Source organism: Nocardioides ochotonae, assembly GCF_011420305.2.
Taxonomy (GTDB): Bacteria; Actinomycetota; Actinomycetes; order Propionibacteriales; family Nocardioidaceae; genus Nocardioides; species Nocardioides ochotonae.
Genome location: NZ_CP061769.1, coordinates 107617 through 123721, shown reverse-complemented (window position 1 = coordinate 123721; position 16105 = coordinate 107617). Strand labels below are relative to the sequence as shown.

Sequence of the window (16105 nt, the reverse complement as noted above, 5' to 3'; positions counted from 1 at the left end):
CACCATCACCAGCTCCCCTGCTCGGCCACCAGCAACGGGCTCCACAGCCGCAGCGCGAGCGCGCCGAAGCGGGTGGTCTCGCCCTCGAACCCCTCACCGTCACGGGGGGCGACGTCCAGCCCGGGCAGCGGCGCACGGGGACCCCACACGGTGCGGTGGGCCGGCACCGACTGCTCGCCGGGGAACCTGCCGTCGCGCCAGTCCCACCCGGCCTTGAGCACCGCCTCGTCGTGGGTGGCGCGGGTGCGACGGGTCCGCGCATAGGCCAGCGAGGCCTTGAGCGGCAGCGGCAGCGGCTCGCTGAGCCCGCGGTCGCGCAGGTCGACGAGGTCGCGCAGCCGGGTGAGCGCGGTGTGGTCGAGCGGGCCGAGCAGCGAGACCGCGAAGCCCTCGCGCGAGCGGCTGTTGGTGGGCCTGCCCAAGGTGTGGGCGGTCCAGCTCTGGTCCTCGTCGGTGGCGGCCAGCGCCAGCAGCCGGATCCACGACTGCAGCCGGTGCGCGGCGCCCAGCCGGGAGTAGCTGACCGGGACCTGGCGGTCGCCGTAGACGTCGGCGACCGTGCCGCGCAGCCGGCGGCCGTCGCCCAGGTCGACGTCGACCTCGACCGCCCGCGGGGGGCGGGTGCGCCGCTCCCGTGCGGCGGCGGCGAGCGGCTCGGCACGCATCAGGAGATCGCCGAGGATGCGCCAGCCCAGCATGCCGGGCGGCAGCACCCCGCGGCGCCACTCCTGCTGACGGGCCTGCTCGACGTCCATGCCGCCCAGCAGGTCACGCAGCACCCGGTCGCCGACCTGCCACTGCACGAGCTGGTCGACCTCGACCGGAAGCCCGTCGTCGAGCGGCTCCTCCTCGTAGGGCAGCGCGACGTCGAGGCGCTGGCGCGAGAGGAAGCCCTGCACCGGCCCGCCGCGGCGGCAGAAGAAGGAGACCAGGTCGTCGAGGGAGACGTCCTCGGGCGGGGCCGGGGGCAGCGGGCCGCTGAGGAACGGCGCCACCGGGTGCCGCTCGCCGGCAGCGGCACGCGCGCCGCTCAGCGCGGCCCGGTCGAACGTGAACGCGGTGCCCGGCACCAGCGCGCCGGGGGTGAGGTTGCGCGGGTCGAAGGGCTGGAGCGGGTGCCGCACGGTCACGGCGTCCGCGACGCTGCCCTCCGGAGCGGTCGCGGTGACGTCGAGGGTGTCCAGCAGCTCCCCGAGGGGTACGGCGGGTGGGCGCGGCTGGCCAGAGTACTCGTTGGCGCCGGTGTAGGTGACCACGAGGTGCTCGGTGGCGGCGAGGATCGCGTCGAGGAAGAGCTGGCGGTCCTCGCTGCGCGGGTCGCGCTCGCCGGTCAGCGGGTCGCGGGCGAGCACGTCGTCGCCGTCGACCGACCCCACCCGCGGGAAGATCCCGTCGTCGAGGCCGAGCAGGCAGACCACGCGGTGCGGCACCGAGCGCATCGGGACCATCGTGCAGACGGTGAGCGTGCCGGTGCGGAAGTTGGCGCGGGTGGGCCGCCCGGCGAACCGGTCGGCCAGCAGCGCGCGGACGTCGGGCAGGCGCAGCGAGGTGGTGGACAGCCCGCCGGCGGCCTCGCGGACGCGGCCGAGCTCGCGCTGGACCTGCCCGGCCTGCCAGGACTCGCTCGCGGGCACCGCGCACAGCGACTCGACGCCGTCGGCGAGCGCGCTGAGCCAGTGCTCCAGCGGGTGCGCGCCGACCAGCTGGTCGGTGACCGTGCGCAGCCGCTCGACGAACTCCGTCAGCCGGCCGGCCAGCTCGACCTGGCCGCTGCCGACGTCGTCGATCGGCAGGGTGCGGTCCAGCCAGGTGCCGGTGTCCTCCGACATCGCCACCCCGGCCAGCAGCCGGTCGAGGCCGAAGCGCCAGGTGTTGGCGACGTAGGAGCCCAGGCCGTACTCGGCGCGGTGCTCGGCGTCGAAGGCCCAGCGCACCCCGGCGGTGCGGACCCACTCGGTGAGCTGCTGGAGGTCGTCGTCGCGGAACCCGAAGCGGCGGCGCACCGGCTCGCTGTGGGCCAGGTCGAGCACCTCGCCCGCGCCGGCCCGGCCGCCGGCGAGCTCGAGCAGCCGCTCGGCGACCGACAGCAGCGGGTTGGTGCGGGTGAGCGCGCGGTCGGCGAGGCGGACCCGTAGCCGGTGGGCGGGGTGACCCTGCTCGCCGACCACGTCGCCGAGGCCGAAGCCGGCGGAGATCAGCGGCGCGAAGGTCTCGATGTCGGGGCACATCACCAGCACGTCGCGCGGCTCGAGGGTCGGGTCCTCGGCGAGCAGCCCGAGCAGGACCTCGCGCAGCACGTCGACCTGGCGGGCGGCGCCGTGGCAGGCGTGCACCTGGACCGAGCGGTCCCCGGCGCGCAGCGGACGGGAGGCGGCGTCGCCGACGGCGTTGGCGCGCAGGTCGTGCTGGAGCCAGCCCAGCAGGGTGTCGGGGGTCTGCGGGTCGGGGCCGACGTGCTCCTCGACGCTCGTCACGCCGGACAGGGTGCGCTGGAGCTCGCGCACGTCGCGGCCGAGCGTCGAGAGCAGCGGGTGGCCCACGACCCGGTGGCTGTGGTCGGCCCGGCGGTCCACGGCTCGCCCGTCGGGCCGCTCGCCGGAGGCCAGCTCGGGGCCGAGGGCGTCCCAGAGCGCCGCGGAGGGGTGCGGCAGCCACAGGTGCACCTCGCGGTGCCGCCCGAGCGCCTCCAGCAGCCTCGCCTCGGTCACCGGCAGCCGGGTGTGGCCGAAGAGCGAGAGCCGGTCCGGCAGGTCGAAGGCGCCGGGCTCGTCGTGCAGCCGGGCGACGGTCTCGACCAGCCGCGTCTGCGGCGTGGGGGCACCCACCCGGGCCGCCACCCGCCGCCACAGCTCGGGCTGCCAGGCCAGGTCCGAAGGCAGCGGCCGGCCGCGGCCGTCGGTGTCACGACCGTCGGCCCAGTCGGCGAGCAGGGCCGGGCGCTGGGCGGCGTAGGAGGCGAAGAGGTGGGCCAGGCGCCGCGCGACCGCGAAGCGCCGGCCGTGGCGCAGGTCGGCCTCCTCCCCGTCGAGACCGCGGCCCAGGTGACGCGCCAGGGGCAGCGCCCAGGTCTCCTCGAGGCCGTCGTCGACGGCGGCCAGCAGCGGCCACACCAGCGAGTCCGGGGACCAGGGGTCCTCGTCACGGGTGCCGGTGACCTCGGCGAACAGCGACCGCGGGGTGCGGAAGCCGACCCCGGCGCAGATGCCGTCGCCGCCGCGCGGTCCTGCGCCCAGCCGGTGGGAGAGCCGCTGGCTCAGCCACCGCTCCACGCCCTTGGCCGGCACGACCACGACCTCCTCGGCGAACGGGTCGGCCAGCGGGGTCGCGAGCAGGCGCGCCAAGGCATCGGCCAGCACGTCGGTGCGGGCGGCGCGGTGCAGGTGCAGGGTCACAGCGGGCAGCATTCCACGGCGGTCCGACACCGCGAGCGGGTACGGGACCGGTCGAGGTCAGGGCGCGACGTCGCGCTCCTCGCGGGCCCGGGTGGCCGCGTGCAGGTCGCGCTCGAGCTCGGCGACCGCCTCCGGGTCGTCGTGGAAACGGCGATAGCTGTAGACGAGCAGGCCCAGCGCCACGAGGGCCGAGGTGATCTGGGTGATCCCGGTCGCGGCGCCGCCGGGCAGCCACCAGCCGTCCGGCAGCGGCCACCACTCCGGCGCGGCCGGACCGACGACCCAGAGCACCCCGCAGGCGCCGAGCAGCACGACGCCGGCGGCCGTCAGCGCGATGCGCCACCAGGCCTCGACGCTCTCCGCGGCGCCTCGGAGGGCGCGGTACTTCAGCGGGGCGAGCCGGCGCTCGGCCCAGTCGTACTGCTGGGACAGGATCGCCATGCCGCCGAACAGCATCAGCAGGCCGGGGCCGGGGAGGACGAGCGCAGCGACGCCGGCCACGACGAGCACCCACCCCACGATCTCCAGGGTCAGTCGGCGCGCGGCGGTCATCACCGGTCCAGTTTTTCAGAGGCGCGCAAGAAACCGCTCCTCCGGTCCGGCGCGCCGCCCCCAGGAGAGACCGAGGTCGCGTCCCGATCGGGAACCGGACGGGCGGTTTCCCCGAAGGAGCGGCCCCGGGGCCGCTACGCTGCGAACCCGTTCGGTTCGCCAGGAGGACTTGTGAAGATCGTCGTCGTCGGTGTGGACGGGAGCGAGACCGCGTCGGCGGCCGCTCACCGGGCCGCCGAGATCGCTGCCCGGTTCGACGCCCGCCTGCACATCGTGTGCGCGCACCGCGTCGAGGGCGACGAGACCCGTCACCGGATCAACGACAACGAGCGCGCGCTCGCCGTGGTCGCCGAGGAGCGCGCCCGACTGCTGTCGGTCGTGGAGGACATCTCCACCGAGGCGGTCCCCGGCAAGCCCGCCGACGTCATCCTCGGTGAGGCCGACCGGCTCGGCGCCGACCTGCTGGTCGTGGGCAACAAGCGCCTCCAGAGCCCGCTGCGCGGCCTGGGCTCGGTCGCCGGCACGGTGGCCCACCACGCCTCGTGCGACCTGTTCATCGTCCACACCCACTGAGGCCCCCGCCGAGGCCCCACTGAGGACGGGGCGTCCTCAGCCGCGCCCGCCGTACGCCGCGACGTAGGCGCGCGCCTCGTCGCCGAGCCGCCCGTGCTGCTCGGCGACCTTCGCCCACCGCAGCGTGGTCGTGAGGAAGCGCATCGGGTTGTAGACGTCTTCCTCGCGGCTGAACAGCCCGTCGCCGGCGTAGGTGACGATCGTCAGGTTGGTCGCGCTGTGCACCGACCCGTCCCCCGGGTCGGGCATCACGTTGCCGATCTCGCAGATCAGCCGCGAGGTCGGCACGTCCACGACCGTCCAGGCGAGCGGGAACTCCACCATCGCCGAGCCCGGGAACGCCGACATCGTGCGCACGCTCCAGTCCCGGATCTCCGCGCGGCCGTGGAAGGTGCCGTAGACGTGCTCGACGTAGGTCGCGTCCTCGGTGAAGCAGTCCGCGAAGCCGCTCCAGTCGCCGGAGTCGGCGAATCCCTGCACCCGTTGGTGCAGGGCGCCGTAGGCCTCGCGGATCTCGCCCTCGCTGAAGGTGCCGGTGTGCTGGTCCATGACCCGCATCCGAGCAGAGAACGAGAACAGGTTCCACCCGACCCGCCGCCCGGTGCTGCCCCGCGTGGTTGGCTAGCCTCGACGGATGAGCGAGGGCGCCGCGCTGCCCGACGGTGTCCGGCTGGGCACGGCGACCGGCCGGGCGGTGGTGCTGGCGACCGTGCTGGGCTCCGGCATGACGCTGCTCGACGCCACGATCCTCAACGTCGCGCTGCGCACGATCGGCGCGGACCTCGGGGCCAGCCTCGCCCAGCTCCAGTGGATCTCCAACGGCTACCTGCTCTCCCTGTCCAGCCTGATCCTGCTCGGCGGCGCCCTCGGTGACCGCTTCGGCCGGCGGCGGGTCTTCGTCGTCGGGACCTGCTGGTTCGCGCTCGCCTCGCTGCTGTGCGGCCTCGGCGGCCTCGCCTCCGCGGCCGGCCCGTTCCTCGGCGGCGCCCTGGTGCAGTACGCCGACTGGCGCTGGATCTTCCTCATCAACCTTCCGCTCGCGGCGCTCACCGTCGCGGTCGCGCAGCGGTGGGTCCCGGAGACGCGCGACCCGCGCTCCGCGCCGGCTCGACCTCGTCGGCGCGGGCTGCACGGTCCTGGCACTGGGCGGGGTGACCTACGCCCTCATCGAGTGGGGCGGCACATGGGCGCCGTGGGCGCTGCTGCTCAGCGTCCTCGCCGCGGCCGGCTACGTCGTCGACGAGCGCCGCAGCGAACACCCGATGCTGGCGCTGGGCATCTTCGCCGACCGCACCTTCAGCGCCGCGAACGCCATGACCCTCCTCGTCTACGCCGCGCTCGGCGCGGTGCTCTTCTTCCTCGTCCTGCATCTGCAGGTCGTGAGCGGGTACGGCGCCCTGGCGGCCGGGGTGGCCACCATGCCCATCACCGTGTGCATGCTGGTGCTCGCCTCGCGCGGCGGCGCGCTGGCGGTGCGGATCGGTCCCCGGCTCCCGATGACCCTCGGCCCGCTGGTGATGGCGGCGGGCACCCTGCTGCTGCTCGACGTCGGCGCCGGGGTGGACTACTGGACCGGGGTGCTCCCCGGGCTCACGATCTTCGGCCTCGGCCTGGCGCTGCTGGTCGCCCCGCTGACCGCGACGGTGCTGGCGGCCGCCCCCGACGAGCAGGCCGGCATCGCCAGCGGCGTCAACAACGCGGTCGCCCGGGCCGGCTCGCTGCTGGCGGTCGCGGCCCTGCCGGTCGCGGTCGGCCTCGGCGGGGAGGAGTACGCCGACCCGGCCGCCCTCGACGCGGCGTACCGCTCGGCGCTGGTGGTCTGCGCGGTGCTGCTGGCCGCCGGCGGGGCGCTCTCGTGGGTGCTGATCCGCGACCCGCGGGACCGGCTCAGCACTCGTCGGCGAAGACCTCCTGGGCGATCCGGAAGGCCACGTTGGCGCTCGGGACCCCGGAGTAGATCGCGGTCTGGATGATCAGCTCGCGGATCTCGGCGACGCTGAGCCCGTTGGTGCGCGCCGCGCGCAGGTGCATCGCCAGCTCCGCGTGGTGCCCCCCGCAGATGATCGCGCTGAGAGTGACCAGCGAGCGCTCCCGGCGATCCAGCCCCGGGCGCGTCCACACCCCGCCCCAGGCGTACTCGGTGATGAAGTGCTGGAACTCCCGGGTCAGCTCGGTGGCGTCGGCCATCGCCCGGTCGACGTGCTCGGCGCCCAGCACCTCGCGACGCACCTGCATGCCGGCGTCACGCAGCTCGGCCACGGTGAGCTGGTCGCGGGTGGGACCGAGGGCGTGCTCGCGCACCAGCCGGGCGACCGTCTCCGGATCCTCGACCGGCGCGAGGTGGGCGACGTCCTCGAGCACGACCAAGCGCGCGTCGCGGACCCCCTCGGCGAGCGCGCGCACCACCGCCGGCGGCACCGACTCGTCGCGACCGCCGGCGACCGCGAGCAGCGGGACCTCGATCTCGGCGAGCCGGTCGCGCAGGTCGAAGCCGGCGAGCGCGCCGCAGACCGCGGCGTACCCCTCGTCGACGGTGTCGCCCAGCGCGTGCAGCACGGAGGAGGCCCGCCCGTGGTGGCGCTCCGCGAAGCCCGGCGCGAACCACCGCTCGGTGGCGCCGGGGACCAGCAGCTCGGTGCCGCTCGCCAGGACCTTCTCGGCACGCTCCAGCCAGCCGGCCGGGGTGCCCAGGCGGGCGGCGCTGCAGATCAGGGTCGCGGACTCGACGCGACCGGGCGCGTCGAGCATCAGCTGGAGGCCGACCGCACCGCCCACGGAGTTGCCGGCGTAGTGGAACCTCGGCGGGTGGATGCCCTCGCCCATGCCGTCCACGAGCGTGAGCACGCCGGCCGCCAGGTCCTCGATCGTGATCGGCTCCTCGGGCACCATCGAGTTCGTGCCGTGCCCGGGCAGGTCCCAGGCCACCACCTGGAAGTCGCGGGCGAGCTCCCGGGCGACCTCCGACCACAGCGTCTGGGCGGTGGTGCCGAGCGAGGGACCGAGGATGAGCAGCGGCATCCCGGGGCGACCGCCGAGTCGTACGGCGGTGAGGTGGACGGTGCTCATCGTGCTCCTCCAGCGGTCCGAGACGCGTGACCCCGTGCGAGGCCACCTCGTCAGTGTGGCCGATCCGGCCGCCGACGGCTACGCGCTGTCGGGGTGCCCCACCCGGTCAGTCGCGCGTCTTCAACGCGGCCACCAGCTGGTCGGTGCGGTCCTGGCTCTCGACGAGCTGGCGCAGCAGCCACAGCCGCAGCACCCGCGCCACCACCCCGGCGACGAAGAGGCCGGAGCCGAGCACGGTGACCCCGACCCCCACGATGGCCAAGATCTGCATCGAGGCGATGTCGCGTCCGTCGCTGAGCCCGTTGGAGTTCAGCCAGGCCAGGAGGGCGATCACGATGCCGCCGACCCCGAGGAGCAGGCCGGCCGCGCGGGTCACGCGATCGCGCGCGACCCCGTCGGCCTTGAGGCTCTTCTCGGCGACCGCGTCGGCGAACGCCGCGCCCCGCTTGCCGCTGTGCGCGGGCTCGGTGGCGTTGGTGATGCTGCTGGACATGGTGGTCATCATCCCCCCAGATAGGTGGTGGACAGGTCGGCGTCGATCTCGGCGGGGCTGCCCACGGCAGTGACCCGGCCCTGCAGCATCACGGCGGCCACGTCGGCGATCGGCAGGATGGTGCGCGCGAACTGCTCGGCCACGAGCACGCTGATCCCCTCCTCGACGAGCTGGGCCACCGCGTCGTACATCTGGCTGACGATCATGGGCGCGAGGCCCATCGACAGCTCGTCGAGGAGCAGCACCGCCGGGTCGGTGGCCAGGGCGCGCGACAGCGCGAGCATCTGCTGCTCGCCGCCCGACATCGAGCCGGCGAGCTGGTTGCGCCGGTCGCCGAGGATCGGGAACCGGGTGAACGCCGCCTCCTCGATCGCGGCGCGCGTCGTACCGGTGCCGGTGGCGAGCCAGAGGTTCTCGCGCACGCTGAGGTTGGCGAAGATGCCGCGGCCCTCGGGGATCGTGCACACGCCCAGCTTCGCGGCGTCCTGCGCGGAGATCCCGTCGACCTTGCGGCCGGCGTAGCGCAGCTCCCCCGAGGTGAGCGGCAGCAGGCCGGAGGCGACCTTGACGGTGGTCGACTTGCCGCCGCCGTTGGGGCCGAGCAGGGCGACCACCTGACCGGCCCGCACCGTCAGGTCGACGCCGTGCAGGACCTCGATCGGCCCGTACGCCGCGCGCACGCCGACCAGCTCCAGGACCGGCGGGGCGAGCAGCTCCTCGACCGACGGCAGCGGGCCGCTGAGGGTCTCGCTCATCACACGACCTCCTGGCCGATGTAGGCCTCGATGACCTCGGGCGAGGCCTGCACCTCGGCGGGGTTCCCGGAGGCGATCACCCGCCCCCGGTCGAGGACGTGGATGGTGGTGCACAGCTGCATCACCAGCGGCAGGTCGTGCTCGACCAGGCAGATCGCCAGGCCGGTCCCGGCGAGACCGCGCAGCAGCTCGGCGAACTCCTCGGTCTCGCGCTCGGTCTGGCCGGAGGCGGGCTCGTCGAGCAGCAGCAGCCGCGGCTGGGTCATCAGCGCCCGGGCCACCTCGACGACGCGGGCCCGGCCGGTCGGGATCGCGGCCACCTCCGCGTCGGCGATGCCGCTCAGGCCGGTGAGCTCGAGCATCCGGTCGGTCTCGGCGTCCACGTCGAAGGAGCGGCGGTGCCGCGCCCGCACGATGTCGCCGGCGACCCGGACGTTGTCGCGCACCGACAGCGAGAGGAACAGCTCGAGGCGCTGGAAGGTGCGCGCGATGCCCAAGTGGGCCCGGTGCGCAGGGGAGCGCCGGGTGATGTCCTGGCCGTCGAGGAGCACGGTGCCGGCGCTCGGGCGCTGCATGCCGGTGACGGTGTTGAACAGCGTGGTCTTGCCCGCGCCGTTGGGACCGATCAGGCCGGTGATGCGGCCCGCGGCGAGGTCGAGGCTGACGTCGTCGACGGCCACGTTGCCGCCGAAGCGCACGGTGACCCCACGGGTCTGCAGCAGCGGTGCGTGCTCAGCCACGGGCGACCTCCTCCAGTGGTACGCCGTCCGCCAGGGCGACCTCGACGTCGTGGGACGGCAGCGGGCGGGGCGGCAGCCCCAGGGCGACGTCGAGGTCGTAGCGCTCCTCGGGGCTGAGCGGGGCGTCGAGTCCTCGGCGCTCGACCGGGAGCACCCGGCGTCGGGCGGCCAGGGCCTCGAGCTCCTCGGGCGACAGCACCCGCTCGGCCATCCACACCTGCCCGAGCACCGGCGTCAGGCCGACCACGCAGAACAGCGCGATCCCCAGCGTCCAGTCGCCGATCACCTCGAGGAGGTTGAGGGCGACGAGCACGGCGGCGACGCCCGCCCCGACGAACAGCACCGGGCGGGCACGCAGCAGTGGTCGGTAGCCCTCGCAGAGCTGGTGCACGATGCCGCTGGGGTTCTGGTTGACGGTGATGCCCATCAGCGCGACGAGGACCGCGAAGACGTGACCCATCGAGCCCAGCACCGGGGACCACGCGTCGTGGGTGAGCGCCAGGTCGCGGAAGGTGCCGTTGATGAGTGTGAAGCCCATCCCGACCATCAGCCCGCCGAACAGGGCGCCGCTGACGTAGCCCACGCCCCCGACCACCGTGAGCATGACCAGCGCGAGGCTCGCGGTGATCATGAACGCCTCGGTGGACACCGAGCCGGCCGACGACGCCATCAGGATCCCGCCCAGCCCGGCGATCGCCGCGGAGAGCATGAAGACCCCGAGCTTGAGCCGCACCAGCGACTGTCCGAGCATCGCGCTCGCCGCAGGGCTGTCCTTCATCGCCACCAGGCGCCGGCCGTAGCCGGTGTTGCGCAGCGCGACGATGCCGATGCCGATCAGGGAGAAGATCGCGGCCAGCACGATCATCGCCGTGTCGTCGCTGCGGAGGTCGAGGGGCCCGAGCTGCACCGGCGGCACGATGACGGTGCCGGTCGGGAAGATGGCACCCTCCCAGCCGAACCAGTTGCGCGGGTGGATCTCGGTGAGGACGAGGGTGGAGACCAGGCCGCCGAAGGCCATCGTGGCCAGGGCCAGGTAGAGCCCGCGCAGCCGCAGCGCCGGCAGGGCGACCAGGCCCCCGACCAGCGCGGCGGCGACGGTGCCGGCCAGCAGACCCACCCAGCCCATCCGCGAGGCCAGCCCGCTGCCCTCGATGCCGACGTGGAAGGCCACGATCACCCCGACCGCGCCGAAGGACAGCGGGACCAGGTTGATCTCCCCGGCGTACCCGGTGAGCGGCACGAGCGAGAGCGCGATGATCGCGAAGGCCAGGCCGGCCACGAACGAGCCGTGCATGAGCGGATCCGCGATCCTGGTCAGCAGCGCGACGAGCGCGACGAACACGACCCCCCACACCAGCGCCTGGCGCACCGAGGGCACCCGGTTGCGCTCGCGGGTGCGCACCTGCGCCCCGCGCAGCCGGTCCTGGGGCAGCACGAGGAGCACCAGGAACAGCACGATCATCGGCAGCGCGGTCTTGACGTTGCCCGCCCAGTCCCAGCTGCTCGGCGCATACGCGAGGAGGTACGTCGAGGCGAGGCCGAGGACCAGCGCACCGACGAACGTGCGCGGGATGCTCTGGAGGCGACCGAACATGGCCGCCGCGAAGGTGTCGATGATCAGCAGCGTGAGCATGCTGGCCTCGAGCGAGCCGCCCGCGACCGGGGTGACCAGCACGCCCGCGAACGCCGCCAGGCCGGAGCCGAGCGCCCAGCTGGCCATCGCCACCCGGTCGGGGTTGTGACCGTTGAGACGCAGCAGCTCGGGGTCGTCGACGACGCCGCGCATCATCACGCCGAGGCGGCTGCGGGTGAACAGCAGGCGCAGGCCGATCGCGAGCAGCGCAGCGGAGACCAGGCAGATGATCTCGTGGTAGCGGACCCGCACGCCGAACACCTCGATCGAGGTGGCGTTGCCGAAGAGCATCTCGAGCTTGCGCGGCTCGGTCGGGTCCCAGATCCACTGCGACAGCGAGACCATGCCGAGCAGCACGGCGACCGTCACGATGACCTTGGTGACCTCCGCGACGTCGCGCAGGCCGTGCATCAGGAAGCGGTGCAGGACGACGCCCAGGAGGGGGCCGAAGACGAGCACGACGAGCACGAACGCCACCGGGACCGGGAGGCCCCAGCCGACGCTGAGCTGCCAGTAGAGGAACGCGGCCAGCATCGCCTGCGCGCCGTGGGCGAAGTTGAAGACTCCCGAGGTGGTGTAGGTCAGCACCAGGCCGGACGCCGCGATGGCGTAGACCGAGCCCAGCACCAGCCCGACGATGGTGTAGGTCAGGAACAGCTCCATCAGGTCCCCCTCGGCCCTCGACGGTCCACGGACTCAAGGTCCGCCCGGCCGCCGAGGCGGCCGGGCGGAGGCGGATCAGCCCTGGGGCGTGATCACGTCGTCGCTGAGGTAGGTGGTGGCGATCCGGTCGTCGGTCAGCTCGACGCCCCACGCGGACTCCGGCGCCTTGCGGGCACCGTTCTTGGAGCAGTACCACTCGCCCTTCTGGGCCGGCTGGATCTGCTCGTAGCCCTGGCCGGCGACGGTCACGAGGATCGCGCACTCCTGGGGGGCGTTGCCGCCGGGGTCGGAGGTGCCGTGCAGACCGCCGCCGGTCCACTCGGTGACCTTCGAGAGACCGTCGACCATGCACTGGCGGGTCAGCTCGCTGCCGCAGTCCTTGGCCACGGTGGCCCACAGCAGGAACGCCGAGGCGCTCTGCATCCCGAGCAGGCCCTCCTCGCCGCCGGTCTGCCCGAGGACCGCGAGGTAGTCGGCCACGGCGGGCACGACGTCGGCGTTCTCGAAGGGCTGGAAGTTCAGCGCGATGATCGTGCCCTCGGTGAGCTCATCGACGTTGGCCTTCACGACGCCCTCGGTGTACCAGGTGGCGGCGTTGGCGAGCGGGAGGTCGAGGCCCTCGACCTTGGCCGCGTCGAGGAAGTTGTAGAGCGGCGGCGAGGGCGGCGTCCAGGTGAAGAGCGCGTCGACGTCGCACTCCTTGAACTTCTGCACGATCGCGCGGTAGTTGTCGCCGCCGGCCGACTTCAGCTCCACCCCGCAGTCCTTGGGCGTGATGCCGAGGCCCTCGAAGTTGTCGGAGTAGCGGGTGCCGGCCTGGTCCACGGCCGGGGAGTCGCTGTTGAGGAACCCGACGTTCTTGAACTCGGGGTAGTTCTCGACAATGACCTCGATGTCGGCGTCGTTGAACAGGTCGACCGGGCCGGGAACGGGCTCGTACTTCATCGGGGCCATCGCCGCCTGCGGGGAGATCGCGAAGCCCGGGACCATCGGCATCTGGCAGCCGATCCGGTCGGCCTCCATGTTGCCGTCCAGCGCGAAGCCCTGGCCGACCAGCATGAAGTCCTGGGGGCAGGACTCCTTCATGACCTTCGCCGACTCCAGCACCATGCCGTCGTAGCGGTTGCCGACGATCTCGCGGCCGTTGATGCCGCCGAGGCCGTTGCACCAGTCGATGAACGCGTCCATCGCGTCGCCCATCTCCTGGTTCAGACCGGGAGTGGCCGGGTAGCCCTTGTCGTCGCCGTAGCCGATCGTGATCGACTCGTCGGTGACGCCCTGGTCGGTCGCCCCCTTGGCGTCGCCGTCGCCGCACGGCGACTCCAGGTCACCGAAGGTGTCGGTGGGCAGCTCGGCGGCCGCGGCGGCGGTCGTCTCGTCGGTCGAGGACGGGTCCTCCTCGTCGCGGTCGGTGCCGCACGCGGTGGCGACGAGCAGCAGGCTCGCTGCGACGACGCCCAGCCTGGCGATCCTCTGATGACGCATCTAGTGGTCCTCCCCTGTCGGCCACCGTCGTGTGACGGCGAACACATCGAATCGCATGCTGGCAGATTTGACCAGAACCTGTTCTAGATCTGGCGAATTCACCCCGTCCCGCTCGCGGACGGCGGACCCCGAACGCACGAACGCCGAGCGCGCCCGGTCGGGGCGTGCTCGGCGTCCGAGGTGCGGGGCCGTCGCGGCGGGCTCAGCCCTGGGCGCGCATGTGGTCGCGCCAGGCCTCGCCGAGGCGGACCTGGCTCACCGCCCCGCGGCGTACGACGGGAGCGCCGGAGGCGTCCGCCGCGCGCGGCGCCACCCGGGCCGGGGCGGTGTGGCCTCCGCTCAGCTGGAAGTAGATCTCCTGGGCCGCGGCGCGCATGCCCCGCTTGAACGGGTGGAAGTCGGCGGCGCGGGCCAGCTTGAGGGTGTCGCCGTTGATCCAGGCCTCCTTGCCCGCACAGGCGTCGTGGCCGCGCGAGGCGGGGTAGAGGTTCAGGTAGGTGGCGCCGTTGGCCTTGGCCGCGAGGCGCAGCGAGCGGTTCAGCCGGCGCTCGACCCGGTTGCCCCAGCGGTAGTCGCCGGCGGCGAAGCCGACCTGCTTGCAGGTGCCGCGCTCCGGCAGCAGCCGGGGGTAGCCCACGACGTACACCTCGGCCTGCGGGGCACGACGGGCGATGCCGCGCAGCACCCGACCGACGTCCTTGCGGATCCGGTCGGCGTCGCGCAGCTTGGTGTCGACGCCCTTGCGGTTGGTGAAGTGCCGCCGGCACGGCGCGCCCTTCGGTGCCAGCGGGGCGACCTCCTGGCAGACCTTGATCATCGACCCGAAGAGCTCGTAGTCGTTGCCGCCGATGCCGAGGGTGACCAGGTCGGTGTCGTCGCTCAGCACGTCGAGCTGCGGCGCCGGCGAGGGCCCGGGGAGGATGGTGGTCTGCGCGCGCTTGTCGAGATCGGCGGTCTCGGCGCCCGAGCAGGTCACGTCGACGTACGTCGCGACGTCGAGGTGCGCGGCGAGGTAGGCGGGGTAGTTGTGGGTCGAGCGCAGGCAGCCCAGCGGGTCGGCGCGCTGCACCGGGATCAGCGGGCCGGCGCTGTAGGAGTCGCCGAGCGCCACGTAGTCGATCGGCTCGTCGCCGCCGACGACCTCGCTCGCGGCGCCGGCGCCGGTGGGCGCGGCGACCAGGGCGGAGCCGGAGGCGATCAGGACGGCGACGAGCGCCGCGCCGAGCCGGCGCCGGACACGGGGACGAGCAAGGGGCATGGGGTTCCTCCGGAGGGATGCGGTCGGCCGCGGGCGCTCCCCACCGGCCGGTACGAACGGGTACCACCCTAGTGGCGGCGGTCACGCTGGTGCCCCGCCTAGGCTGGCGGCATGCCCTCCCTCCCCTGCGAGATCCACCGTGACGGCGAGGCGCTGCGAATCGGCGGCGACGTCGACGACCTGGCCGTCCCCGCGCTGCGCAGCGCCCTCGAGCTGTACGGCCACCTCGACCCGCTGGTCATCGACCTGTCCGACGCGCACTACCTCAGCAGCCTGGCCGTGTCCCAGCTCGTGGGCGCCATGCGCGCCTCGGAGGGCGCCGGCCGCTCGTTCACGATCTGCGCCGAGGAGGGTTCCGCCGCCCAGATGGTGCTCGCGGTCCTGGTGATCCCGCACCGCCCCGAGCGATGGGGACCGAGCAGCACCGACGCCTCCGCCCACCGGTCGGATCCGAAGCAAGCGCTTGCCTGAGGCGTAGCATCGCCCGCGCGCCGCCCCCGGCGCAGCCGCCGGCGAGAGGACGACGCGTGAGCACCGTGCACCACGTGGGCATCACCGTGAGCGACATCGAGCGCTCCCTGGACTTCTACACCGACCTGCTCGGCGGGGAGCGGCTGGGCCCGTGGCGGCGCAGCGGACCGCGCATCGACGCGGTCACCGGCTACCCGGGCGTGGTGGTGCACCAGGCGTTCGTCCGGGCCCCGGAGGGCGCGACGATGGTCGAGCTGTTGCAGTACGAGAACGGCTCCCCCGTCGTGCTGGACCCCGACAACGGCCACGTGGGCGCCGCCCACGTCGCGATCACCGTGACCGGGCTGGACCAGATCCTGGCCGGGCTGCGCGAGCGCGGCGTGGAGCAGGTCTCCGAGCCGATCGTCGTGAGCGAGCCGATGGCCGGGCACCGCTGCGTCTACGTGCTCGACCCCGATCGGGTCCGCGTGGAGCTCATCGAGCCGCCGCTGCCGGACCCGGCGGCCGCCTCGTGAGCGCGGACGACCTGAGCCGGCTCCGGGACCACCAGGAGATCCGCGACCTCGTCGCGTCGTACTGCCGCGGGGTGGACCGGCTCGACCTGGCCGCCGTGCGCGCGGTCTACGCCCGCGACGGGGTCGACCACCACACCGGCTTCGACGGCTCCGCCGACGAGTACGTCGCGTGGCTCGGGCGGCTGCTGCCGCGCCTCGGCGGGACCATGCACATCATCGGCAACCAGCTGGTGGAGCTGCACGGCGAGGAGGCGGTGTGCGAGAGCTACGGCACCGCCGTGCACTGGGGCGAGCCTGCGGACGATGCGCGGCTCAACTTCACCAGCGGGTTCCGCTACGTCGACCACCTGGTGCGCGAGGACGGCGCCTGGCGGGTCCTGGAGCGCTGGGCGGTGCGCGAGTGGACCCGCTCCGACGCGGGGCGCCGGGTGGCCTCCGAGGCGGAGGGGCCGCGCGGCGAGCGGGGCGGCCAGGACCCGCTGCGCCGCCTGCAGGCCCGCTTCGCCTGA

General features: G+C 73.7%; 15 protein-coding genes and 1 pseudogene. 6 read left to right on the top strand and 10 right to left on the bottom strand.

Annotated elements, in window-relative coordinates; genetic code table 11:
* Positions 1 to 5: 5 nt before the first annotated feature.
* Complete coding sequence (gene recC, locus HBO46_RS00640; protein ID WP_166135475.1) at positions 6 to 3392, bottom strand: exodeoxyribonuclease V subunit gamma; 3387 nt, start codon at positions 3390 to 3392, stop codon at positions 6 to 8.
* A 57-nt stretch (positions 3393 to 3449) separates the two neighbouring features.
* Positions 3450 to 3944, bottom strand: coding sequence for a PGPGW domain-containing protein (locus HBO46_RS00635; protein ID WP_166135472.1), 495 nt, complete (start codon positions 3942 to 3944; stop codon positions 3450 to 3452).
* A 171-nt stretch (positions 3945 to 4115) separates the two neighbouring features.
* Here HBO46_RS00635 and HBO46_RS00630 point away from each other — a divergent pair, with 171 nt between their 5' ends.
* On the top strand, positions 4116 to 4517 hold the full coding sequence (locus HBO46_RS00630) for a universal stress protein (protein WP_166135469.1): 402 nt from the start codon (positions 4116 to 4118) through the stop codon (positions 4515 to 4517).
* A gap of 36 nt (positions 4518 to 4553) precedes the next feature.
* Here the strand turns inward: HBO46_RS00630 and HBO46_RS00625 are convergent, their stop codons facing one another.
* A complete protein-coding gene (locus tag HBO46_RS00625) occupies positions 4554 to 5066 on the bottom strand; it encodes a nuclear transport factor 2 family protein (RefSeq protein ID WP_224769300.1) in 513 nt (170 codons plus the stop codon).
* Between the two features lie 85 nt (positions 5067 to 5151).
* Here HBO46_RS00625 and HBO46_RS20830 point away from each other — a divergent pair.
* Positions 5152 to 5571, top strand: a pseudogene (locus tag HBO46_RS20830) (MFS transporter); the annotation flags it as partial.
* Positions 5572 to 5668: 97 nt separating this feature from the next.
* Positions 5669 to 6490, top strand: coding sequence for an MFS transporter (locus tag HBO46_RS00620; protein WP_263457782.1), 822 nt, complete (start codon positions 5669 to 5671; stop codon positions 6488 to 6490).
* On the opposite strand, the gene pcaDC is transcribed toward HBO46_RS00620, so the two are convergent.
* From pcaDC to HBO46_RS00585, 7 genes are all read right to left on the bottom strand, one after another.
* Positions 6405 to 7583 (bottom strand): bifunctional 3-oxoadipate enol-lactonase/4-carboxymuconolactone decarboxylase PcaDC, encoded by a 1179-nt coding sequence (gene pcaDC, locus HBO46_RS00615; protein WP_166135463.1) that lies wholly within the window; start codon positions 7581 to 7583, stop codon positions 6405 to 6407. The genes HBO46_RS00620 and pcaDC overlap by 86 nt on opposite strands.
* Before the next feature lie 106 nt (positions 7584 to 7689).
* Positions 7690 to 8076 (bottom strand): hypothetical protein, encoded by a 387-nt coding sequence (locus HBO46_RS00610; protein WP_166135460.1) that lies wholly within the window; start codon positions 8074 to 8076, stop codon positions 7690 to 7692.
* A gap of 8 nt (positions 8077 to 8084) precedes the next feature.
* A complete protein-coding gene (locus HBO46_RS00605; RefSeq protein ID WP_166135457.1) occupies positions 8085 to 8831 on the bottom strand; it encodes an ABC transporter ATP-binding protein in 747 nt (248 codons plus the stop codon).
* A complete protein-coding gene (locus tag HBO46_RS00600) occupies positions 8831 to 9571 on the bottom strand; it encodes an ABC transporter ATP-binding protein (RefSeq protein WP_166135454.1) in 741 nt (246 codons plus the stop codon). Before HBO46_RS00600 ends, HBO46_RS00605 begins: the two co-directional genes overlap by 1 nt.
* Complete coding sequence (locus HBO46_RS00595; protein WP_166135451.1) at positions 9564 to 11867, bottom strand: branched-chain amino acid ABC transporter permease; 2304 nt, start codon at positions 11865 to 11867, stop codon at positions 9564 to 9566. The genes HBO46_RS00600 and HBO46_RS00595 overlap by 8 nt, the downstream gene beginning before the upstream one ends.
* Positions 11868 to 11942: 75 nt before the next feature.
* Entirely contained in the window at positions 11943 to 13352 is a 1410-nt protein-coding gene (locus HBO46_RS00590) for an ABC transporter substrate-binding protein (protein WP_166135448.1), read from the bottom strand.
* Positions 13353 to 13554: 202 nt separating this feature from the next.
* Complete coding sequence (locus HBO46_RS00585) at positions 13555 to 14610, bottom strand: SGNH/GDSL hydrolase family protein (RefSeq protein WP_166135445.1); 1056 nt, start codon at positions 14608 to 14610, stop codon at positions 13555 to 13557.
* Between the two features lie 111 nt (positions 14611 to 14721).
* Between HBO46_RS00585 and HBO46_RS00580 the strand changes: the two genes are divergently transcribed.
* Genes HBO46_RS00580 through HBO46_RS00570 form a run of 3 tightly spaced genes read left to right on the top strand, consistent with a single transcriptional unit; the run spans position 14722 to position 16105 of the window.
* Positions 14722 to 15081 carry an STAS domain-containing protein gene (locus tag HBO46_RS00580; protein ID WP_166135442.1) on the top strand — a complete coding sequence of 120 codons (360 nt, stop codon included), beginning with the start codon at positions 14722 to 14724 and terminating at the stop codon, positions 15079 to 15081.
* 56 nt (positions 15082 to 15137) lie between these two features.
* Positions 15138 to 15596, top strand: coding sequence for a VOC family protein (locus HBO46_RS00575; RefSeq protein WP_166135439.1), 459 nt, complete (start codon positions 15138 to 15140; stop codon positions 15594 to 15596).
* Positions 15593 to 16105 (top strand): nuclear transport factor 2 family protein, encoded by a 513-nt coding sequence (locus tag HBO46_RS00570; protein WP_191480184.1) that lies wholly within the window; start codon positions 15593 to 15595, stop codon positions 16103 to 16105. The genes HBO46_RS00575 and HBO46_RS00570 overlap by 4 nt, the downstream gene beginning before the upstream one ends.